Genomic DNA, 21682 nt, shown 5'->3' on the forward strand with positions numbered 1-21682 from the left:
AAGGAAAGCGTAATTGCACAAAAGGTGCAATACCTAGTTAAGGAGAAATTATGGGACGCGCAGTAGGTATTGATTTGGGAACAACCAACTCTTGCATTGCTACTCTTGAAGGTGGCAGCCCAACAGTTATTGTAAACGCTGAAGGCGCACGTACCACGCCATCTGTTGTGGCATTCAGCAAGTCTGGCGAAATCTTGGTTGGTGAAGTTGCTAAGCGTCAGGCTGTAACAAACGTTGATCGCACGATTAGCTCAGTAAAGCGTCATATGGGCACTGATTGGACTGTTGATATCGACGGCAAGAAGTGGACTCCACAAGAGATTTCTGCACAGGTTTTAATGAAGTTGAAGCGCGATGCTGAAGCTTACTTGGGCGAGTCGGTAACCGATGCCGTTATTACATGCCCAGCTTACTTCAACGATGCTCAGCGTCAGGCAACTAAGGATGCAGGTAAGATTGCAGGCTTGAACGTGCTTCGTATTATTAACGAACCAACTGCTGCAGCTTTGGCTTACGGTCTCGAAAAGGGCAAGGAAGACGAGCGCATTTTGGTATTCGACTTGGGTGGCGGTACTTTCGATGTGTCCTTGCTTGAAATTGGTAAGGATGATGACGGATTCTCCACAATTCAGGTGCAAGCAACTAATGGCGATAACCACTTGGGTGGCGACGACTGGGATCAGAAGATTATCGACTGGCTTGTTGGCGAAGTTAAGAACAAGTATGGTGTTGATTTGAGCAAGGATAAGATTGCTTTGCAGCGCTTGAAGGAAGCTGCTGAGCAGGCAAAGAAGGAACTTAGCTCTTCTACTTCCACCTCAATTTCTATGCAGTACTTGGCAATGACTCCTGACGGCACTCCAGTGCATTTGGATGAGACTTTGACTCGTGCTCACTTTGAGGAAATGACTTCCGACTTGCTTGGCCGCTGTCGTACGCCATTTAACAACGTTCTTTCTGACGCTGGTATTTCAGTAAGCCAGATCGATCACGTGGTTCTTGTTGGTGGCTCTACTCGTATGCCAGCTGTGAAGGATTTGGTGAAGGAACTTACTGGCGGTAAGGAAGCTAACCAGTCCGTGAACCCAGATGAAGTCGTGGCCGTTGGTGCAGCCGTGCAGTCGGGCGTTATTAAGGGAGACCGCAAAGACGTTCTGCTTATTGATGTAACTCCACTTTCCTTGGGTATTGAAACCAAGGGTGGAATTATGACAAAGCTTATTGACCGCAACACTGCAATTCCGACGAAGCGCTCGGAAGTATTCTCCACTGCTGAAGACAATCAGCCATCCGTGTTGATTCAGGTTTACCAGGGTGAGCGTGAGTTTGCTCGCGATAACAAGCCTCTTGGCACTTTTGAGTTGACTGGTATTGCTCCAGCTCCTCGTGGCGTTCCTCAGATTGAAGTCACTTTCGATATTGACGCTAACGGCATTGTGCACGTTTCCGCTAAGGATAAGGGCACTGGTAAGGAACAGTCTATGACTATTACCGGTGGTTCTGGTTTGCCAAAGGACGAAATTGACCGCATGGTGAAGGAAGCTGAAGCTCACGAAGCTGAAGATAAGAAGCGTAAGGAAGAAGCTGAAGTTCGCAACCAAGCAGAAGCCTTTGCTTACCAGACTGAAAAGCTTGTGAACGACAATAAAGACAAGCTTTCTGACGAAATTTCCAAGGAAGTTACCGACAAGGTTAATGCTTTGAAGGAAGCTTTGAAGGGCGATGACGTTGAGAAGATTAAGTCTGCTCAAAGCGAGTTAATGACTTCTGCTCAGAAGATTGGTCAGCAGCTTTACGCTCAGCAAGGTGCTGCTGGTGCCGAAGCTGGCGCTCAGTCTGCTGCTGGCGCTCAGGCTGGCTCTGCAGCTAAGGATGATGATGTAGTTGACGCCGAAGTGGTGGACGACGACAAGGACGATAAGGACAATAAGTAATGTCCGACTTTAACGCCAACGAATATTTGCAAGATATGGAAGATGCTGACTCGCTGGGTGTAAAAGCTACAGGTGATTCTGCGAAATCGTCTGCGCAATCTTCATCGAAAGCTGCTGAAGATGCAAATCCTGCAGAAACGAAAGCTGAAGCACAAGCTGATGCTAACGTTTCTGCGGATTCCGCAAATTCTGAGGATACAGCGAATTCCACTGAATCCTCAGAATCGAAAGACAGCCAAGACGCGGATAGCGGCAGTTTAACTCCATTAGGTAAAGCTAAGAAAGAAGCTGCAGAGTACTTGGAAGCGTTACAGCGAGAGCGTGCTGAGTTTATAAACTTCAGAAATCGTTCCGCCAAAGAGCAGGATCGTTTCAGACAGCATGGAATTATTGACGTGCTGACAGCATTGCTTCCGGCATTGGATGACATTGACCGCATTCGCGAGCATAGCGAAATGGATGATTCATTCAAGGCTGTTGCAACTAAGATAGATAAAGCTTTTGAAAAGTTTGGTGTGGAAAAGTTTGGTGAGAAGGGCGAAGATTTTGACCCGACCAAGCATGATGCAATTTTGCACAGGCCAGATCCAGACGCTACAAAAGAAACTGTTGATGCTGTAGTTGAAGCAGGATATCGAATAGGAGATCGCGTTATTCGCGCCGCTCGTGTGGTCGTTTCTTCGCCAAGTAATGACTAACGAAACTCTTAGTCGTGACTTTATTGCATAACTTGCTCGTGCTGACTCATAAGAGTTAGCACGAGCAGACTATATTTGGTCAAAAGCGAAATAGCCAATGTGCTTGTGAAGAAAGGAGGCACAAATGGCTGAAAATGAATGGTTAGCTAAGGATTTTTATAAGGTTCTCGGTGTCTCCAAAGACGCAGATGAGGCAACGATTACCAAAGCGTATCGCAAACTTGCTCGTAAATATCACCCTGATTTAAACAAAACAAAAGAAGCTGAAGAAAAATTTAAGGATGTTTCTGAAGCTTATGACGTACTAAAAGATAGTCAAACTCGTCAACGTTATGATGCTATCCGCCAATTTGGTGCTGGTGGTGCTCGTTTCGCTGGAGGAGCAGGTGGTGCTGGCGGTTTCGATGCGTCGAGCTTCTCGGACATTTTCTCTATGTTCAACGGCGGCTCTGGCATGGGCAGCATGGGTGGCATGGGCGGAAACGGTTCGCGCATTCGCTTTACATCCAACGGTGCTGGACCAAATATGAGCGACATTTTCTCTATGTTTGGTGGAGGTCAGCGCTCTCAAGATTCAGCAGGATTCCAGGGTACGAGTGGCTTTGGTGGTGAGAGGTATTCTCAACCGCAGGAAGCTAATGTGCCTGAAGTTGGCGAAGATATAACAACCGATATAAAGCTCACATTTAAGCAAGCTTTTAAAGGCGCTACAGTATCGTTGCGTGCGGCTGGTGAAACTTTTAAAACGCATATTCCAGCTGGTGTAAAAACCGGACAGAAAATTCGTTTGAAAGGCAAAGGCAAACCAGGTAAGTTTGGTGGTGCTGCAGGTGACTTATACTTGCATGTTCAAGTAGAAGCATCAGATAAATTTACTTTGCGAGGCGACGATTTGATTTCTACATTGCCGCTAACGTTAAGTGAAGCAGTGCATGGTGCAAAAGTTAGTATAAACGACCTAGACGGCAACCCTGTTACTTTCAAAGTTCCAGCTTGTGTTTCAAGCGGCGATGAAGTTCGTATAGAAGGTGCTGGAGTGCCGGGGGAAAATGGCGATTTTGTTGGCGTTGTGCAGATTCGTTTGCCAAAGCGTTCAAGTATGTCTCTTAGACGCGTTGCAAAAGAATTTGATAAAACTGCTGGCGAAACTTATGCTGAAGAAATTAAAAAATTAAGACAAAACTAAGTTAACAATAATTTAGTAGGTTAAACACTGTTGAATTGCTTGTAACAGTGCTTTAAACATACTAAAAAGGGCAAAGGAAGGCGTGCTATGACACCAATAACGCGTGAAACTAAAGCACTGTATGAAATGTGTGCAGTTGCTTTAGTGCGTGGTACTGCAACGCTTGACGGGGCAGATGAAGTAGGATTTGTTCTTGATTTGCCAATATTTACCGTAAGCCACGTGGCACGCCTAACTAATACGCATCCGCAAACTTTACGACAGTATGATCGGCTTCATTTAATAATGCCGCATAGAACTGAAGGTGGCGCTCGCCGCTATTCTTTGCGAGATATAGACAGGATTGTGCAAACTCAGCATTTAAGCCAAAATGAAGGCATTAATCTTGCTGGCATCATGCAAATACTTGATTTGCAAGAAGAAAATCGACAGCTGAAAAGACAAGTACGGCATTTGTTAGATTCTGCAGAGTCTTCAGAGCGCAATATTTTTGCTGCAAATGCAGATGGTGACATTGTGGAAATGCAGCGTTCTCGCAATGCGCGTCGCTGGAGGCGGGATATTCTTGCAGAGAGACGAGCGTTACCTTCGTCGTATTCTTCAGAAAGCTATAACAGTAATTATAAAAATCGAAAGTCTTTGGATGAAAAATCTGTGGTGTTGTGGAGAGCGTGGAGCATATAGTAACGTAGGCATGGCTACTTATTGTGCTTAAGTGAGAAATTAGCGAGAAGAATTAATAGTGCGAAAAGTAATACAAAATTAGTGCGAAATAATGCGCTACAAAAGCTAAAGCAAATATATGCAATATAAAGGATTGTGAATGGCTGAACAGACGACGAATGTGTGTGTAAGTACTCTTAACTCTAGTGAAGAAAAACATGTGTTGCGTGCAGTTTTTTGGGACATGGATGGCACTCTTATAGATTCCGAGCCGTATTGGCATGAGTCGGAATTTTATTTAGTAAAAAAATACGGTGGTTACTGGGATGAAGATTTAGCTTGGGAATGTTCCGGCGGATCCCTTGAAACTGTTGCCAATAAAATGATTCCAAGCGGTACAAAACTTACTGTAGAAGAAATCGGCAAAGGTATGGTTGATTACGTTGCTGCTCGTGAAGCTGAATCCGTGCCATGGGTTCCAGGAGTTTTAGACGTACTTAAAAGCCTTACGGATGCTGGCATTCCTTCAATTTTGGTGAGTAATTCGCCGCGTTGTTTGGTTGAAAATATTGTGAATCACGCTCCAGAAGGCGCTTTCGCTGGGTATGTGTGTGGAGATGATGGATTTAAACCGAAGCCTAGTGCTGAGCCATATCTTGCTGCAGGAAAAATGGTTGGCATTGAGGGTACGGACGAGGAAGTTGCAAAGCAGATGGCTAATTGCATTGCCATAGAAGATTCTCTATCTGGTCTTACTGCCGCAATTAATTCCGGAGCAACTGTAATTGCACAAACAGGTTTTTCGCGCGCAAACATATCTGAAAGCAAGCATCACGCAGAACTTAACGGTTATGAAAATGTGACTGCTAAAATGCTTGAGAACATTGTTTTGAGTCGAAACTAATTAACAAACAAGCAAAACTAATTAATAAACTATTTAGTTATTTATTTAGATAGCTATTCGCATATCTGTTTGTAAATTAGTTACAGTTGATTTACTAGTTTCCTCCAGTTGTGTCATAGTTATTGTCATAACCATGACCGCCAGAATTATTATCGTAACTGCCAACGCCGCCCGATGATGAATCGTCACGACCATACAGCTGGCTATCAAGGTCTAAATCGTTGTCGTTGTCCTTGTCTTTATCTTTGTCCTTGTTTTTATCCTTATCTTCATTCTCAGTTTTTGCGTGCGTGAATGTGTGTTGTTCGCCTAATCCCCATTTTCCATCAGGTCCGCCAATTTTGCCTGTGTCTTTTGCTTCAGGGAATTTAGTATTCGGGGTTCCTATTACCGCTTGACGCATGTATCTTGTAAACAAGTGTACAGGGTAGTCGCTTCCGCCAAGATATCCGTGGAACGGTTTAATTACTTGTGGGCTACCTTTTGCGTCTGGATTCCATATGGCAAATGCGGTAACAATATTTGGCGTAAATCCTACAAAGCTACCAGCAGTTTCATCGTTTGCTGTTCCAGACTTTCCTGCAATTTCTCTACCTACAGCGCGAGCTTCAGTTGCTGTACCATGTTGCACTACGCCAATCATTGCTTTTGTAGCTAAAGCGGCATCGGCTGGTGAGAATACTTGCTTTCCAGCTGTTGGTGCACGGTAGAACTCTTTACCGTCGGGATTTTTTACGCTGGCAACAATATGCAAATCTGGGCGTCTTCCTTGGTTTGCAAATGTTGCATATGCGCGCGCAATTTCGCTTACATGTACAGAATCGTTTCCGAGCACAGTAAACGGATTCTCACCATTGACTCGTTCAGGATTTAAGCCTGCCATAACTGCGGTATGAGCAACTTTTTTAGCGCCAAGTTTACTTTGCAAATCCATATACACTGTGTTCACAGAATTTGCAGTTGCATTGTATAAGTTAATGGTGCCATAGCTCATGTTTGCAAAGTTTCCAACAGGTTTATCGATTCCATCAAACTTGCGTGGAGAATTGCCATTGAACATCGTATCCAAGCTAGTGCCAGCCTGAATTGCTCCCATAAGCGCAAAAGGCTTCATAGTAGAGCCTGGCTCATAAAGCGCTTGTGTGGCGTTATTAAGCTGTTTCTTTAGATAATCGTCTCCTGCGTAAACGGAAATGATTGAACCATCTTTTGCATTTATTGAAATTCCGCCAACTTGCAGTCCTTCTGGCACAATTCCTCGTCCATCTTGAGAAGGACTTGCAACTTTGAACATTAAATCTTGCTTAGCTTTATCGATAGTAGTAATAATGCGATATCCACCACTGTCGAGATCTTCCTGTGTAAAAGCACCATTCCTAGTTAACTCATCGCGAACCATATGCAATAAGTAACCTTGTTGACCTGCGTAAATGTTTTGAGTCGTCTGAGTAATAGTTTTAGGCATTTTTGCTTGCGCTGCCTGAGAGGCTGTAATGTAGCCATCTTCTTTCATAATGCGTAACACGCGCTTAAAACGAATGCCTGCTTCTTTTGGACCAATTGCAGGATCCCAGCTACTTGGTGCTGGAATAATACCTGCTAAAAGTGCAGCTTGCGAAAGTGACAAATCTTTTGCTTCTATGCCGAAATATGCTTTGGCTGCAGCTTGAATTCCGTATGCTCCTCTACCCAAGTAAATAGTATTCATATAATTGCAAAGTACTGTATCTTTATCTTGAGTTTGCGCAATTTTCAAAGCTAAAATAGCTTCTTTTAGTTTTCCAAAATAAGTTTTTGTTTCACCGAGATAATATCTTTCCGCATATTGTTGCGTAATAGTTGAGCCGCCCCAACGCCCGTGCTTTGTGATGTTATGAAGTAGTGCGCGTCCAATTCCTTTAAAATCTATTCCGCCATCGTGGTAGAAGGAACGATTTTCTGAAGCAACTATTGCTTTACCAACATATTTAGGTAGTACTGAACAATTGATAATTTCGCGATTTTGCTCAGCGAACGAACCTAATTCAGTTTTGCCATCTGAATAATACACTTTCGTCTTATCTGCCATAGCAACTTTGTCTGGTGCCGGTATGTCTGTAGTTGCATACAGATAAGCAAAAACAATTGTGCCTAGCAAAATTGGCACAAAAATAACGATAAGCGCCCAAAAAATAATAGGATGTCTGCCTCGCCAAGTTCTACGACGCCTTCTGCGTGTTGCTGCGCGAGAACGTTCGAATCTTGAATTACGGCTGCTTTTGTTTGATTCAAAAGAATACGAATTTGGACGATATGATTCTTGTCCGCGTGGTGGGACAGATGAAGGCATATTCGTATTTTTTTGTGATTGTGACGATACGCTTCGAGTAGCTTTCTCATGCGAAGTAGACGCTCGTCTTCCATCTTTACGTGCAACCATACATTCCACCGTAGCGTCCGGTGTTGAATTTTTCTACAAAACAGCATGTTTTTGTTTAGAAAAGATTAAAAATATTGAATATTAGTACATATTTGTTAAAGCAATAGTATTATGAAATGTGTATGGTGCGGCATAATGTAATGTCGCTTATTTTGCAGGGCAAGGAGTCTATATGAGCATCCGCGTTGCCATTGCCGGTGTCGGCAATTGTGCTTCGTCGCTGGTTCAGGGCGTTGAATATTACAAAAACGCTGATGACGGTGAGAAAATTCCAGGGTTGATGCACGCTGTATTTGGTCAGTATCGTGTGCGCGATATTGAGTTTGTTACGGCGTTTGATGTTGATTCTCTAAAGGTTGGGCATGATTTAAGTGAAGCAATTGGCGCTTCACAAAATAACACAATTCGTTTTGCTGATGTACCAAATTTGGGTGTAGAAGTATTGCGTGGTCCAACTTATGACGGCTTAGGTGATTATTATCGCGAGATGATTGACGAGTCCGAGGCTGAGCCTGTTGACGTAGCTCAAGTTTTGCGAGATAAGCATGTGGATGTGCTTGTTTCTTATCTTCCAGTAGGATCTGAGCAAGCCGATAAAGCTTATGCAACTGCTGCAATGGAAGCTGGATGCGCATTTGTAAACTGCCTGCCAGTCTTCATTGCTTCTGATCCTGAGTGGGCGCAAAAATTCCGTGATGCTGGAGTTCCTATTATTGGCGATGACATTAAAAGTCAGGTAGGTGCAACTATTACTCACCGCGTTATGGCTCGACTTTTTGAGGATCGCGGTGTGCGTTTGGATCGCACGTATCAGCTGAATGTTGGTGGAAACATGGACTTTATGAACATGCTTCAGCGTTCAAGACTTGAGTCTAAAAAGATTTCTAAGACTCGTGCAGTAACTTCAATCGTGCCTCATGAAATGGATGAGCATAATGTTCATATTGGGCCTTCTGACTACGTAGCTTGGTTGGATGATCGCAAGTTTGCTTTCGTGCGTTTGGAAGGTACTACTTTTGGTGATGTTCCTTTGAATTTGGAGTACAAGCTTGAGGTTTGGGATTCTCCAAATTCTGCCGGAATTGTTATCGATGCTGTTCGAGCCGCAAAAATTGCTTTGGATCGCAAGCTTTCTGGTCCGGTTTTGGCTCCAAGTTCATATTTTATGAAGTCTCCTGCAGTTCAGCATGAAGATAGTGAAGCTCGTCAATTAGTTGAACGCTATATTGCTGGTGATGTTGAAGCTAACGAGTCTCAGCTTGATGAAGATACTGAATTTGCAAAAGAGCACGGCAAGAGCGTGTGGCGCGCATAATTTATTACTACTCGACATGTAGCGAAAATCGTGTAATATAGATAGAGCCTCCGTGTGGCACTAAGTCACCCAATCCCCCCAGGGCAGAAATGCAGCAAGGGTAAGTGGCCTCTGGTGGGTGCGCGGAGGTTTTATTATGCGTAAAACTAGCGCGGTCGTAAATACTGTCGTAAAGTCTAAAGTATGAGTGAAGAATTTGCAGGAATTCAATCCAATAGCATTGACAATCAGCATGATGATTCTGCTGAGAAAAATGATGCGCTGCCGGTAGGTGGAACTTCGCAAGATGTTAATCGCAACAGTGAAGGTGGTGACTATTCGCATCCTTTGGATTCGATTAATACTATTACGCCATTTTCTCCAATCTCATCTGAAGATAATGACGAAAAAATATCGCCTTTATTTCCAGAAAATAATGAAGAAAAATCTTCTAAACAGTCTGTAAAACAGTTTGTGAAACAAACTAAGCGTCAATCTGATTTGTCTGATTTGTCTGATTTGTCTGATTTGTCTGGCTCGTCCGATTTGTCGTATTCGACTAATCAGTTATCTTCTAAAGATTCTCTATCAGATGCAGATGATATTGATCAGCTTGGTCAGCTTATAAAGCGTCCTAGAATATCTACCATATTGTGGTGTGTTGCTATTGCAATTGTTTTCTTGGCTTCTGCTGCGTTCATATGGTTTATTAGTGTGCAAACAGTACTTGGTCAAAGCTATGAAGAAATGGTAATTGATGGATTTGGTTCTCATGGTACGCCATCTTGGCTTGCATTTTGCTTGCGACCTATAAGCGTTTCTATGGTTGTTATAGTTACTAGCATAATAATTGCTCTTGTTTCACTCATAGTAGTTTGTATTCGTAAACGTTGGTGGCTTCTTGGTCAATGTGCTGGAATTATTATTCTTTCGGCTGCTGCTGAACCATTGAAAAAAATTCTTCCGCGCCCAATGCTTATAAGTATTGAATATTTGTCTGCAAATTCAGCACCTTCAGGTCATACCTTACTTATTACTGCATCATGTGCGTTGCTTATTTGCGCAGTTTCGCGTGTTTGGCGCGCATGGGCAGCGGTAGCTGCAGCTTTTATAAGCGTTCTTGTGGAACTTTCGTTGGTTGCAGCGCATTGGCATAGAGTTTCTGACGTTCTTATGTCATTACTTATCGTTGGTGCTGTAACGCTTATTATGCTCGCATGCACTCGCAGTAGTGGAATGGATATGCCAGCTTATCGACGTTCCTCAATTAGCGTTCAAATTGTAGGAAGCTCTATGATTACGATTGGTGTGTTGGCGTGTTTGTATGCACTTTATTTAATATGGCAAATTCTTCCTGGTGTTGATATTTTTGCTCAATGGGCTGCAAGCGTATCTTATGTAGCAACTTATTGGCTGATTATAGGCGTGTCTTTGCTTGTTTTTGGCGTAATTATGGTAATGCGTCACTCTACAGCTTCGCCGTTGAGTAGGCTTGGATTAGTAGGCGCTCCGCCGACGCCGCCATCTGCTTCTAAGTAATATTGTCTACTCTATCTGCTTTTATCCACCGAGGTGGAATGTAATAGACGTATAACTTAAGTTGCGATACAGTTAGCGTGAAACATATAGTTCGGAATTATATGTTCGATTGTGTTAGGAAAGGAGCGAATATGGCAGCACAGAATAAGCTAGTCATTGTGGAGTCTCCCACGAAAGCGCGAAAAATTGGCGGGTATTTAGGAAATGGCTACACCGTCATGGCTTCAGTTGGGCATATTCGCGATCTCGCTCAGCCAAGCCAAGTTCCAGCCTCACGCAAAGCAGCGTTTGGCAAGTTTGGTGTAGATGTCGATCATGGTTTTGCGCCATATTACGTAGTTGGCTCAGATAAAAAGAAAACTGTTTCCGATTTAAAGTCTGCGCTCGCAAAAGCTGACGAATTATATCTGGCAACTGATGAGGATCGCGAAGGTGAAGCTATTGCGTGGCACTTGGTAGAAGCGTTGAAGCCAACTGTGCCAGTAAAGCGTATGGTGTTTCATGAGATTACTAAGGATGCAATTCAAGCCTCGCTTAGTAATACTCGAAATGTTGACGACAATATGGTTGATGCGCAAGAAACTCGTCGTGTGTTAGACCGTTTGTATGGATATGAGCTTTCTCCTGTTTTGTGGAGGAAAGTTGGTCCTGGTCTTTCTGCTGGACGCGTGCAGTCTGTTGCTACTAGGTTGATTGTCGAGCGCGAACGCGAGCGTATGGCGTTTACTAAGGCGTCTTACTGGGATATTAGCGCGGTTTTAAGTTCTAAAGGCTCAGATGGCGAAAATGTTGATTTTGAAGCGCGCATGAGCGAGCTTTCTGGTCGTCGTTTGGCTGGTTCTAAAGATTTCAATTCAAAAGGTGAGTTGGTCTCTACAAAAGATGAATCACAAAAAGCTTTGCATGTTGACGCTGATTTTGCATCTAAGCTTTCTAAAGCTCTTGAGAATTCAGATTTTGTAGTTGACTCTATGGAAACGAAGCCGTATCGTCGTCGTCCTTTGCCACCTTTTACTACATCAACTTTGCAGCAAACTGCTGGAAACCGACTTTCAATGAGCTCTCGCCAAACTATGCGAGCTGCGCAATCTTTATACGAAAACGGCTATATCACTTACATGCGTACGGATTCCGTAACGCTTTCCAAAGAAGCTATCGAAGCTGCGCGTAGTGCCGCTCGTGCAGCGTTTGGCGACGAGTATGTTTCGCAATCTCCTAAGCAGTACGCAACTACGTCTGCAGGAGCGCAGGAAGCTCACGAATGTATTCGCCCTGCTGGAGCGCGTTTCTTAAGCCCGGACGAGCTTGCAGATAAATTACCTGCGGATCAGCTAAAATTGTATACGCTTATTTGGCAACGAACCCTTGCGTCACAAATGGCTGATGCTACAGGTTTTACAGCAACTGTTAAGTTAAATGCTTCTGCTGGAGAATATGGAGAAGCTTTGTTCCAAGCTTCTGGAACAGTAATTACTTTTGCTGGTTTTATGAAGGTTTTTGGCAATGCGCATGCATCTGAAGGTGAAAGCGATAAGGCACTTCCTCAAATGCAAGCTGGGGATGTTCTTGAAGCTAAAAGTGTTAGTGCGGATTCTCACGAAACTCAGTCTCCTGCAAGATATACTGAAGCTTCTTTAGTTAAAACTTTGGAAGCTAAGGAAATAGGACGCCCTTCTACTTACGCAACGATTATTTCTACAATTATTGATCGCGGATACGTGTATGAGCGTGGACGTGCGTTAATTCCTTCTTGGCTTGCTTTTGCTGTAATTAAACTTTTGGAAGCGAATTTCCCAAAGTATGTTGATTACGCGTTTACTGCTGATATGGAAAATGGTTTGGACAGAATTGCGCACGGTGAAGAAACCGGTCGCGATTGGCTAACTAGATTCTATTTCGGTTCCGGTGAGGGTGCTGCTAATTCTGCTGATGAAGCTCATATTGGTTTGCAACAGCAGGTTGCAGAGCTTGGTGAAATTGATGCGCGTGAAATAAATACCATAGACATTGGCGATGGTTTGCATGTGCGTATTGGACGCTATGGTCCGTACTTGGAAGACATTAAGAATCTTGATGCTGAAGGCAACCCTCGTCATGCTTCTTTGCCAGAAACTTTAGCTCCAGATGAGTTAACTGTTGATGCTGCTCGAGAATTGCTTGAGAATAATGCTGAAGGTCCACGTGTGCTTGGAGTAGATCCAGAAACGGGTGGGAACGTAGAAGTGCGCAATGGTCGTTTTGGTCCGTACGTGGCACTGGTAGAAGAGCAGGATAACGCGGAAGATTCTAAGTCTTCTAAGGCTTCTAAAGCTCGTCCAAAAATGGCTTCTTTGTTTAAAACCATGGATCCAGCGACTTTGACTTTGCAAGAAGCGTTGCAACTCTTGAATTTGCCACGTTTGGTTGGTGAGTATGAAGAAGTTGATGCCGAAGGCGTTGTAAAACTAGCTCGTATCGAAGCAAATAATGGTCGTTACGGTCCATATTTAACTAAAACATATTCTGCTGTAGATACTTCTGCTGGAGAAACTGTGGAATCTAAGCCGGATACGCGATCCCTTTCTAGTGAAGATGCTATTTTTACTGTTACTTTGCAAGAAGCGAAAGATTTATTTGCGCAACCAAAGTACGTTAAGCGTACTCGTGGTGCCGCCAAGCCGCCTCTTCGTGAGCTTGGCGCAGATCCTGAAACTGGAAAGCCAGTAGTGATTAAGGATGGTTTCTACGGAGCTTATATTACTGATGGTGAAACGAATCGCACTTTGCCAAAGCAGTATACGCCTGAATCGATTGATCCGCAGGATGCGTTTGCACTTTTGGCGCAAAAGCGTGCCGCAGGTCCCGTAAAACGCAAAAAGCGCGCGACTAAGAGCACTGCAAAATCTTCTGAAAAGAAGTCTACTGCGAAAAAATCTACCGCAAAGAAAACTTCTACAAAGAAGACTACTTCAAAGAAATCTACCGCTAAAAAAGCATAGGAATGAAATCTAAAGATTAAATAAACCTTGCATATGGAGTCAAAAATATGGCATCTAAAAATGACGATTTTTCTGGTGGCTGCGCTTGCGGAGGAAACTGCGGCTGCAGAAGTGAGCAATCTTATGCAAATAAAGGCTTATTTATTTCTTTCGAGGGCATTGATGGCGTTGGTAAAACTACGCAAGTTGAGGCTCTTAAGGATTATTTGCAATCTTTGGGGCGAGAAGTTGTAGTGACGCGTGAGCCTGGCGGTACGCAGTTGGGTAAAACTTTGCGCGAAATACTGTTGCATGGCACGAGTGTATCTGCCAGAACAGAAGCTTTGCTTTTTGCTGCGGATCGTGCACAGCATGTTGCGCAAGTGATTCGCCCGGCACTTAGCCGTGGTGCAGTAGTAATAACGGATCGTTATATTGATTCTTCGCTTGCTTACCAAGCAGGCGGTCGCGAATTGACTATGGATGATGTGCGAACTTTAAGTGAGTGGGCAACGGATTCGCTATGGCCTAATCGCACTTATTTGCTAGATATGCAACCGGAAGATGCTTTTAAGCGTTTGCATCGCGAGCAAGATCGCATGGAATCAGCTGGAATAGATTTCGCTCGTCGCACTAGAGAAGCATTTTTAGATTTAGCGCAGGAGTCTGCAGATCGTTATCGCGTATTAGACGCAACGTTCTCGGCGAAATCATTATTTGAACTTATTGTGCAAGACGTACATAACTTAATTGAAGAAATTGAAACTAAATAAAATGGCGAACTTTATAAAGTGAAGAAGTAGAGAAGCTATGCAGGGGGTGAAGCGATGAGTGTGTGGGATAGCGTTATTGGGCAAGAACAGGTAGTTTCGCGATTGCGAAACATTGCTTGTGCGGACGCTAGCAAAATAGCGCAATCTTGGCTGATTTGCGGATCTGCTGGCTTCGGTAGTGCGCAAGTTGCGCGCGCTTTCGCTGCAGCTCTCGAAAGTCCGGATCATGGAGAAGGCAGTGATGGAATTAGTGGCGAAGGTGAGCTTAGTAAAACTGCCAAAGAAGTTTTAGCAGGATCGCATCCTGATGTGCATACGCTTGCAACAAAAGGCGTAACTCTTAGCATTGACGATGTGCGTGAGGCAATTGGGATTTCTGAGCAGATGCCTAGCACTGCTCCTTGGCGAATCATAATTATTGAAGATGTTGACCGAATGTTGGAACGTAGCACGAACGTTCTTCTTAAAGAGATTGAAGAGCCAAGTGAGCATACGATTTGGCTTTTATGCGCTTCAAGTGTTATGGATGTGCTTCCAACAATTCGTTCGCGTACACAACTTGTGCAATTAGCTACTCCAAACGAGCAGTCTATAGCAGAATATCTTACTAAAAAAACGGATGCGGATAATAAGCTAGCGAGTCGTGCAGCCAGGCTTTCTCAAGGAAATATAGCAACTGCTTTTATTTACGCAAGCGATGAGCGTGCTTTAAGTAGGCGAGATGAGCTTGTTGCAGGATTGCTTCGTATGCATGATGCTGCCGACGCAATTATGCTTGCTGCAATGCTTATTGACGATGCAAAAGCACAAGCAGAAGATGAGGTTCAGCGAAATGTTGAGGATCAACAAAAAGAATTTCGCAGAATTAACGGATTAGGCGATGAGGATCGCATTCCGCCCAAATTGCGCGCAAACTACAATGCAATTGGAAAAAAGGATGATGTAAAACGTAAAGTAACTCGTGTAAGCCGTGACGTGTTATGCCGTTCTCTTGACGCAATCGATAGCGTGTATAGAGACGTTTTAGTTGTTATTAACGACGCGCAAAAGTCTTCGCCAATTATAAATCAGGAATACAAGTCTAGAATTGTCCAGTTGGCACAAAGCATGACAGCAAGTAGAGCCTTGGATTGCGTTGACAGTATTGCTACTGCTCGTCGTCGGCTTTCGAGAAATGGTAACGCAACTCTTGTTTTTGAAGCGCTATTTTGCTCACTTTTGCAAAGTCAATAAAATGCAAAAGTATCATATCCTCCACGGAAGTGACATATCGCTTGTGCCTATTCTTGGTGAATTTGTTGATTCGCGTCGCATGATTTCTGGTCTAAACTCCATATGTGCAGGTAACCAATGTTGCTCTGATTTGTTGACAGCGGTTAGGCGGATTGCTTCGCGTGCAATTTGCTGGTACGGAGGACGGATTGAAGAAAGCTTTGGTTCAGATATTTCTGCCTGTCTGCTATCTCCGTAACCTATTACGAGAACATCCTGCGGAACTTGCAAAGAAAGCTCATCTAAAGCTAGAAGTGCTCCAAGTGCGACAGCGTCATTTGCGCAAATAACAGCGTCTGGTTTGCGAGATTGCTTAGCAGTAGAATCAGAAAAAAGCCGCATTGTATCCTTGAATCCACGTTGATAAGTAAGTTCTCCAAAAGTTGTCCAATCTGGCTCAGAAAGTAAACTTAATCGGCTTGCAGCAGTCTGAAAATTGGCAAATAGGTTTGCGCTTTGTGTGGAGTCAACATTTCCACTTAAATAAGCAATATTATGGGCATCGTGATGCGAAAGATGTATTAAAGCAGCTTCCATCATTGATTCTTGATCCATGCCAACCCAATTGACGTGGAATGAAGTAGCAGTGCCACCAATTTGCACAATGGGAAGATTGTCAACGTAGTTTTCAAGTGTTTTTGTTAAATCACTATTGTTAGATGGCATGACAATAAGACTGTCAACATTATGACCGATAAGCTCTTCTATGCGTTCTTCTTGAGCTTCTGCGTCTTTTCCAGTTCCAACAAGAAGTATTTTATCTATTTCATGAGCTGCTTCATCCAATGCAGAAAGCATATTTACACTGAATGAATCATCTACGTTGCTTGTGCCTATTACTACGCCGATTGTATTAGTTGTGTCACTTCTTAATGCGCTTGCTGCATAATTTACTGAATAATTAAGCTGCTCTGCAGCTTTTCTTACGCGTTTTGCAATATCGTCATCTTTGGCTCGTCTACCAGAAAGTACACGAGATACTGTTGCAATTGAAACTTTTGCAAGAGCTGCTACATGAGTTATGGAGGCGTTTTGATTAGTTTGATTTGTCATATTTGCCCCCGAATAAGTGCGGTGCTGTAATTATTGGTAAACAGCACCGCAAATTGAATATTATTTATTTGTCAGTTTATGTACACTTATTTATTTATATTATTCGCCTTTCGTGACTACATCGACAAGATTGTTAGCTACATTTTCAGCGTCTTCACCATCAACGGTAATTGTGATTGAATCTCCTTTAGTAATACCCAATCCCATAATTGAAAGAATGCTATTCGCACTTACAGGGGTACCTTCGCCTTTCGCAATCGTTACAATGCAATTTGAGGACATCGCGGCTTGAGAAAATTCTGACGCTGGGCGAGCATGTATTCCAACTGGGTCTTCAATAGTAACAGTACGAGTTGCAATTGCCATTTTTTCTCCTTTGAATAATAATTAACAAATTCTGCTTTTATTTTTATTTTTCATATAAAAGCAAACCATATTTTTTCTTAAGGTTTTTTTGTTTGCTATTTTCAACATTAAGTGTAGCATAATTAATTGAAAAATACAGAAAACGTTTTCACTTGTTGTAACAACGTTTTTAATGGTGTATAGTTTCATTAGTAAGAAACGTTTACCTACAAGAAATGCTTATGCGGCGTTGCGGCCGTAATAAAGTTTCTAAACCTAAAGGAGGGTTTTAAGTATGGTAATCACTGGTGTTGGCATTGGGCGCTCGATGGCATATGGTGAAGTATTGTGTATGGCACCTGCTTTGCATGAGCCAGAGGATTCTCCTCGTGCTGTTAGTGTGTTGGCTGAGGATGCAAAAAAGGCTGTTAAAAATGCTTTAGATGAAGTAAATAAAGACCTAAACCATCGTGCAAGTGAGGCTCTTGAAGCAAAGGATGAGGGGACTCGAAAAGCAGCACCAATTATGCAAGCTCTTGCACAGATGGCATCGGATCCAGCGTTAATAAGTGCAATTGAATCTGGTATTGATAAGGGGAAAACAGCGGAACGTGCCACTTGGGAAGGGTTCGCACAATTTGAAGACATGTTGCGTAATCTTGGTGGTTACATGGCTGAGCGTGCAGGAGATTTGCATGATGTTGGCCAGCGTGTTATTGCATCTTTGATTGGTGTTGAAGCTCCTGGGGTGCCGGAAAGTGATTCGCCTTTTGTGCTGGTTGCTAGGGATCTTTCACCTGCTGATACAGCTTCACTTGATTTAAGCAAGGTTCAGGCAATTGTCACTCTTGATGGTGGTCCTACAAGTCACACTGCTATTCTTGCTCGTGCTCGTGGAATTGTTGCTGTTGTTGGAGCACACGATGCCTCTCAGCTGAAGAATCATCAAATTGTTGTAGTAGATGCCGTTAATGGTCATGTTATAAGCAGTCCTAGTGAAGAAGAGATCGCGCATGTTAAAGAGTCTCGTGAGCGTTTAAGCCGCGCTCGTGAATTGCGTGGATTGCCTGGAAGTACAAAAGATGGTCATTTGATTCCTCTTTTGGCAAATGTAGGAAAGCCCTCAGATGCCGTAACTGCTCATGAGTATGGAGCAGAAGGAGTAGGTCTATTCCGAACGGAATTTCTGTTTATTGGTAACGAGCAACCGCCTAGTATAGAAGAACAAACAGAATCTTATACAGAGTTACTATCTCAGTTTGAAGGCAAGAAAGTTGTTATTCGATTGCTTGATGCTGGAGCAGATAAACCGTTACCATTCTTGACTCCTGAAGATGAACCAAATCCTGCCCTCGGACTTCGAGGTTTGCGTACTCTAAGACAGCATATGGATGTTCTAGATGGTCAGCTGGAGGCATTATCTCGTGCTGATGCTGTGACGAATGCTGACTTATGGGTGATGGCTCCAATGGTTTCAGACGAACATGAAGCAGCATATTTTGTAAAACTTGGTAAATCTAAAGGTCTTAAAAAGGTTGGCATTATGGCAGAGGTGCCTTCTATCGCTCTTGTTGCCGAGGAGGTTGCTCAAGTTGCTGATTTTGTATCTATCGGAACGAATGATTTGACGCAATACACTCTTGCAGCAGATAGAACCCTTGGGTCTGTTTCTAATTATCAAACTGCTTGGCACCCTGCAGTGTTGCGCGCGATCAAAATGATTGCAGACGCTGGTAACGCACATGGTATGCCAGTCGGAGTGTGTGGAGAAGCTGCAGCAGATCCAGACTTAGCGATTGTTCTTACAGGTCTCGGTATTAACTCGCTTTCTATGACGCCAGTTGCTTTGGACGATGTTCGAGCAGAACTTGCTCAAACTACATTTGATGAAGCTAAAGCTAAAGCTCATGAGGCTTTAGCTGGAAAGTTCTACCACTCAATCATGCAAGAATAAGCCAAGGGAGTAATTCAAAATATGATCGTTACGAAGAACATTAAAAATTCGATTACCAATCAGAAATAATCAAGAATAATTAACATGCTTAGAAAAGAGAAAATATGAGTGCTGATATTGATGAGCTTCTCCCGGATTCTGCAGTAAACCTTGATATTGCAGCGAAAGATTGGCGTGATGCTATTTGTCTTGCGGGCAATGCTTTGAAGGAGTCTGGCTTTACTACTGATGAATATACGGATCAGATGATTGAAACAGTTGAAAAAATGGGTCCGTATATTGTTATTGCCCCAGGCTTGGCTTTGGCGCATTCGCGCCCGTCGGAAGCAGTGTTAAAAAGTGGTTTGAGCTGGATTCGTTTAAGTACGCCCGTTAAATTTGGTAACACTGCCAACGATCCGGTCTCTTTAGTAATTGGTCTTGCAGGTCACGATGAAAATGAGCATATTGGCGTTATGTCCGCGGTTGCTGCAGCTTTGTCTAATCCTGTGAAGACTAGAGAACTTGCGCAAGCAAAAAACGCTAAAGAAATTCGCGCAATTCTTAAAAGTTAAATACTAAAGAATTAGCTAATTTTGCAAAATTAAAAAAATACAACTCAACGAAAGAGGTTATCTATGAATATTCTATGTGTATGCGGAAACGGCATTGGCACGTCTGTACTTTTAAAAATCAATGTTGAGGCTGCGGCAGCAGACTTAGGTCTTGATGTTACAGTTACTACTTCCGATGCTGGAAGTGCAAAAGGTACTGCCAATATGAATGATCTTGTGCTCACTTCTCCTCAGCTTGCTCCAGAGCTTGAGGGCACTACCACTCCTGTAGAAACAATTGAAAATTTCATGGATGTTGAAGAGGTGAAGGGTGTGCTTGAGCGTTACGCATAAATTATGTGTAACAAATAAACGTTTGATTATGCTGATTGCGTGCTTACTGCTTTGGCATAGTCATACTGTTATTTCATGCGCTATTCGCTTTTTCTAAATAAAAAGAAGGAAATAAGATGAACATTGTAGTTCAGGTTTTAAATTTCATAAGTCAGCAGATTTTGAATGTGCCGGCTTATTTGATTGGTATTATTGCAGCAATCGGTCTTATCGCACTCAAGCGTAGTGCAGGACAGGTGATTGCAGGTGGCTTAAAAGCTGCTATGGGTTACCTCATTTTGGGTGCAGGTGCTGGCGTTGTTGTTGGCGCTCTTGCTCCATTTGGTGACTTGGTTTTGAAGTCTACTGGTGCTCATGGTGTTGTACCTACAAATGAGGTTATTACTGCTCAGGCTGCAGGTCAGTACGGTGCTACTTCTGCGTACATTATTGTGCTCAGCTTCGTTCTTATGCTTCTTGCTGCACGCTTTACTCCTCTGAAGTACATATTCTTGACTGGTCACCACATGGTGTTCATGTCTATGCTTTTGGCTCTAGTTCTTTCCGTTGGTTTTGGCGCAAGCAACCAGTTGCTTATTGTTATTGTCGGCTCTGTCATTATGGCAACGGTTATGGTTGTTCTGCCAGCTTTTGCGCAGCCTTTTATGAACCGTATTACTGGTAGCGATAAGCTCTCGATTGGTCACTTTAACTCCTTAAGTTACATTGTTTCTGGTGCTGTTGGTGCTGCTGTTGGTAAGAAGTCTAAGTCTACTGAAGATATCAACTTCCCTAAGGGATTGAGCTTCTTGCGTGATTCAATGGTCTCCACGACTTTGTTGATGGTTGTGCTGTATTTGGTATTCGCAGTGTGGGCTTCGGTTGTGTTGCCAGTAAAGGAACTCTTCAAGATTTTCGCGTCTCATCCTACGGACTATAGTGCCTTCTACATGGCGGCTTTTGCTCAGGCTTTGCAATTTGGAATTGGTGTTAGTGTCATCCTCTACGGCGTTCGTATTATTTTAGGTGAATTGGTTCCTGCATTCCAGGGTATTGCTAACAAGGTCGTTCCAGGCGCTCGTCCAGCATTGGATATTCCAATCGTATTCCCATACGGTGCTAATGCTTCTCTTATTGGCTTCTTGTCTTCCTTCGTTGGAGGTCTTGTAGCTCTTGGACTTATTGCCATTTGGATGGGTCCAGCTTGGGGATTGGCATTGATTCTCCCAGGAATGGTGCCTCACTTCTTCGATGGTGGTGGTGCAGGCGTGTTTGGTAATGCAACCGGTGGTCGTCGTGGTGCTATTCTCGGTGGTTTTATTAACGGTTTAATTATTACATTCCTTCCAGCAGTATTGCTTACTGTTATGGGTTCCTTCGGCTTGGCAAACTCCACCTTCGGCGATGCTGACTTTGGTTGGATTGGTACTGTTGTGGGTAACTTCGCTCACCTCGGTGCTGGCGTTGGTGCTATAAGCTTGATTATTGTTGCTGTTATTCTGTTTGCCTTGGCTTGGGTATGGCAGGTTAAGGTTGTTAACACTGGCTGGCTTCCTGCAGTAAAGCATGCTGAGTTCATTGAAGAAATTAAGAAGCAAGAGCGTGCTGCTAAGAAAGCAGCTATGGCAGCTAAGGCTGCTGAAACTCATGAGGAGGCTGTTACAAAATAAATAGAGTACGGTAAAAAATTACATTTTAGTTAATGCGCCCAGTTTAGATTTTTCTGGGCGCACGTTTTATATTGACCGTCAAATTATGCAGTTAGCGTTGTTTCTGTAGTGTTTTTTGCTTGAGCGTCACAATCTGCTTGAACAATTAAATTACG

The 21682-nt window shown here is 43.3% G+C and carries 17 protein-coding genes and 1 other RNA gene; 15 read left to right on the forward strand and 3 right to left on the reverse strand.

Annotated features, from left to right (window positions below; all coding sequences use genetic code 11):
* Positions 1-50: 50 nt before the first annotated feature.
* The 5 genes from dnaK to HXT40_RS01045 all read left to right on the forward strand — a co-directional run bounded on the left by dnaK (position 51) and on the right by HXT40_RS01045 (position 5385).
* Entirely contained in the window at positions 51-1934 is a 1884-nt protein-coding gene (gene dnaK / locus HXT40_RS01025) for a molecular chaperone DnaK (protein ID WP_410310283.1), read from the forward strand.
* The gene (grpE, locus tag HXT40_RS01030) at positions 1934-2632 is read left to right on the forward strand and encodes a nucleotide exchange factor GrpE (RefSeq protein WP_288231308.1); all 699 of its coding nucleotides are present in this window, start codon (positions 1934-1936) and stop codon (positions 2630-2632) included. Before dnaK ends, grpE begins: the two co-directional genes overlap by 1 nt.
* Before the next feature lie 124 nt (positions 2633-2756).
* Positions 2757-3818, forward strand: coding sequence for a DnaJ C-terminal domain-containing protein (locus HXT40_RS01035; RefSeq protein ID WP_012914518.1), 1062 nt, complete (start codon positions 2757-2759; stop codon positions 3816-3818).
* Between the two features lie 87 nt (positions 3819-3905).
* Positions 3906-4502 carry a heat shock protein transcriptional repressor HspR gene (locus HXT40_RS01040; RefSeq protein ID WP_004108108.1) on the forward strand — a complete coding sequence of 199 codons (597 nt, stop codon included), beginning with the start codon at positions 3906-3908 and terminating at the stop codon, positions 4500-4502.
* 139 nt (positions 4503-4641) lie between these two features.
* Entirely contained in the window at positions 4642-5385 is a 744-nt protein-coding gene (locus HXT40_RS01045) for an HAD family hydrolase (RefSeq protein ID WP_004108086.1), read from the forward strand.
* A gap of 94 nt (positions 5386-5479) precedes the next feature.
* On the opposite strand, the gene HXT40_RS01050 is transcribed toward HXT40_RS01045, so the two are convergent.
* Entirely contained in the window at positions 5480-7804 is a 2325-nt protein-coding gene (locus HXT40_RS01050; protein WP_116440690.1) for a transglycosylase domain-containing protein, read from the reverse strand.
* A 172-nt stretch (positions 7805-7976) separates the two neighbouring features.
* Between HXT40_RS01050 and HXT40_RS01055 the strand changes: the two genes are divergently transcribed.
* The 6 genes from HXT40_RS01055 to HXT40_RS01080 all read left to right on the forward strand — a co-directional run bounded on the left by HXT40_RS01055 (position 7977) and on the right by HXT40_RS01080 (position 15600).
* Positions 7977-9119 carry an inositol-3-phosphate synthase gene (locus HXT40_RS01055; RefSeq protein WP_033888408.1) on the forward strand — a complete coding sequence of 381 codons (1143 nt, stop codon included), beginning with the start codon at positions 7977-7979 and terminating at the stop codon, positions 9117-9119.
* Between the two features lie 41 nt (positions 9120-9160).
* Positions 9161-9257: signal recognition particle sRNA small type (gene ffs, locus HXT40_RS01060), an RNA gene on the forward strand.
* A 45-nt stretch (positions 9258-9302) separates the two neighbouring features.
* Positions 9303-10637, forward strand: coding sequence for a phosphatase PAP2 family protein (locus tag HXT40_RS01065; RefSeq protein WP_004108062.1), 1335 nt, complete (start codon positions 9303-9305; stop codon positions 10635-10637).
* Positions 10638-10768: 131 nt separating this feature from the next.
* Entirely contained in the window at positions 10769-13615 is a 2847-nt protein-coding gene (gene topA / locus HXT40_RS01070; RefSeq protein ID WP_421777259.1) for a type I DNA topoisomerase, read from the forward strand.
* Positions 13616-13662: 47 nt separating this feature from the next.
* On the forward strand, positions 13663-14367 hold the full coding sequence (gene tmk, locus HXT40_RS01075) for a dTMP kinase (RefSeq protein ID WP_162861150.1): 705 nt from the start codon (positions 13663-13665) through the stop codon (positions 14365-14367).
* Positions 14368-14421: 54 nt separating this feature from the next.
* The gene (locus HXT40_RS01080) at positions 14422-15600 is read left to right on the forward strand and encodes a DNA polymerase III subunit delta' (RefSeq protein WP_064621982.1); all 1179 of its coding nucleotides are present in this window, start codon (positions 14422-14424) and stop codon (positions 15598-15600) included.
* A 12-nt stretch (positions 15601-15612) separates the two neighbouring features.
* Here HXT40_RS01080 and HXT40_RS01085 read toward each other — a convergent pair whose 3' ends face one another.
* Both HXT40_RS01085 and HXT40_RS01090 read right to left on the reverse strand, forming a co-directional pair.
* Complete coding sequence (locus HXT40_RS01085; RefSeq protein ID WP_004108041.1) at positions 15613-16692, reverse strand: LacI family DNA-binding transcriptional regulator; 1080 nt, start codon at positions 16690-16692, stop codon at positions 15613-15615.
* A gap of 99 nt (positions 16693-16791) precedes the next feature.
* A complete protein-coding gene (locus HXT40_RS01090) occupies positions 16792-17058 on the reverse strand; it encodes an HPr family phosphocarrier protein (RefSeq protein WP_004108039.1) in 267 nt (88 codons plus the stop codon).
* A gap of 274 nt (positions 17059-17332) precedes the next feature.
* Between HXT40_RS01090 and ptsP the strand changes: the two genes are divergently transcribed.
* From ptsP to HXT40_RS01110, 4 genes are all read left to right on the forward strand, one after another.
* Positions 17333-18991, forward strand: coding sequence for a phosphoenolpyruvate--protein phosphotransferase (ptsP, locus tag HXT40_RS01095; RefSeq protein ID WP_116440691.1), 1659 nt, complete (start codon positions 17333-17335; stop codon positions 18989-18991).
* Between the two features lie 104 nt (positions 18992-19095).
* On the forward strand, positions 19096-19545 hold the full coding sequence (locus HXT40_RS01100) for a PTS sugar transporter subunit IIA (RefSeq protein WP_004108034.1): 450 nt from the start codon (positions 19096-19098) through the stop codon (positions 19543-19545).
* 63 nt (positions 19546-19608) lie between these two features.
* Entirely contained in the window at positions 19609-19878 is a 270-nt protein-coding gene (locus tag HXT40_RS01105; protein ID WP_004104746.1) for a PTS sugar transporter subunit IIB, read from the forward strand.
* A 116-nt stretch (positions 19879-19994) separates the two neighbouring features.
* Positions 19995-21527: a PTS ascorbate transporter subunit IIC gene (locus tag HXT40_RS01110; protein WP_012914509.1), complete on the forward strand. Its 1533-nt coding sequence runs from the start codon at positions 19995-19997 to the stop codon at positions 21525-21527.
* Positions 21528-21682: the final 155 nt, after the last annotated feature.

Origin of the sequence: Gardnerella sp. DNF01180P, assembly GCF_049244205.1 — a bacterium.
Lineage (GTDB): Bacteria > Actinomycetota > Actinomycetes > Actinomycetales > Bifidobacteriaceae > Bifidobacterium > Bifidobacterium swidsinskii.

What these genes read in the sequence shown, in the direction of transcription:
- HXT40_RS01085 (WP_004108041.1), bottom strand. Translation starts at nt 16,692, where the DNA reads ATGACAAATCAAACTAATCAAAACGCCTCCATAACTCATGTAGCAGCT.
- topA (WP_421777259.1), top strand. Translation starts at nt 10,769, where the DNA reads ATGGCAGCACAGAATAAGCTAGTCATTGTGGAGTCTCCCACGAAAGCG.
- HXT40_RS01055 (WP_033888408.1), top strand. Translation starts at nt 7,977, where the DNA reads ATGAGCATCCGCGTTGCCATTGCCGGTGTCGGCAATTGTGCTTCGTCG.
- HXT40_RS01065 (WP_004108062.1), top strand. Translation starts at nt 9,303, where the DNA reads ATGAGTGAAGAATTTGCAGGAATTCAATCCAATAGCATTGACAATCAG.
- dnaK (WP_410310283.1), top strand. Translation starts at nt 51, where the DNA reads ATGGGACGCGCAGTAGGTATTGATTTGGGAACAACCAACTCTTGCATT.
- HXT40_RS01040 (WP_004108108.1), top strand. Translation starts at nt 3,906, where the DNA reads ATGACACCAATAACGCGTGAAACTAAAGCACTGTATGAAATGTGTGCA.
- tmk (WP_162861150.1), top strand. Translation starts at nt 13,663, where the DNA reads ATGGCATCTAAAAATGACGATTTTTCTGGTGGCTGCGCTTGCGGAGGA.
- HXT40_RS01050 (WP_116440690.1), bottom strand. Translation starts at nt 7,804, where the DNA reads ATGGTTGCACGTAAAGATGGAAGACGAGCGTCTACTTCGCATGAGAAA.
- grpE (WP_288231308.1), top strand. Translation starts at nt 1,934, where the DNA reads ATGTCCGACTTTAACGCCAACGAATATTTGCAAGATATGGAAGATGCT.
- HXT40_RS01035 (WP_012914518.1), top strand. Translation starts at nt 2,757, where the DNA reads ATGGCTGAAAATGAATGGTTAGCTAAGGATTTTTATAAGGTTCTCGGT.
- HXT40_RS01080 (WP_064621982.1), top strand. Translation starts at nt 14,422, where the DNA reads ATGAGTGTGTGGGATAGCGTTATTGGGCAAGAACAGGTAGTTTCGCGA.
- HXT40_RS01100 (WP_004108034.1), top strand. Translation starts at nt 19,096, where the DNA reads ATGAGTGCTGATATTGATGAGCTTCTCCCGGATTCTGCAGTAAACCTT.
- HXT40_RS01090 (WP_004108039.1), bottom strand. Translation starts at nt 17,058, where the DNA reads ATGGCAATTGCAACTCGTACTGTTACTATTGAAGACCCAGTTGGAATA.
- HXT40_RS01110 (WP_012914509.1), top strand. Translation starts at nt 19,995, where the DNA reads ATGAACATTGTAGTTCAGGTTTTAAATTTCATAAGTCAGCAGATTTTG.
- HXT40_RS01105 (WP_004104746.1), top strand. Translation starts at nt 19,609, where the DNA reads ATGAATATTCTATGTGTATGCGGAAACGGCATTGGCACGTCTGTACTT.
- ptsP (WP_116440691.1), top strand. Translation starts at nt 17,333, where the DNA reads ATGGTAATCACTGGTGTTGGCATTGGGCGCTCGATGGCATATGGTGAA.
- HXT40_RS01045 (WP_004108086.1), top strand. Translation starts at nt 4,642, where the DNA reads ATGGCTGAACAGACGACGAATGTGTGTGTAAGTACTCTTAACTCTAGT.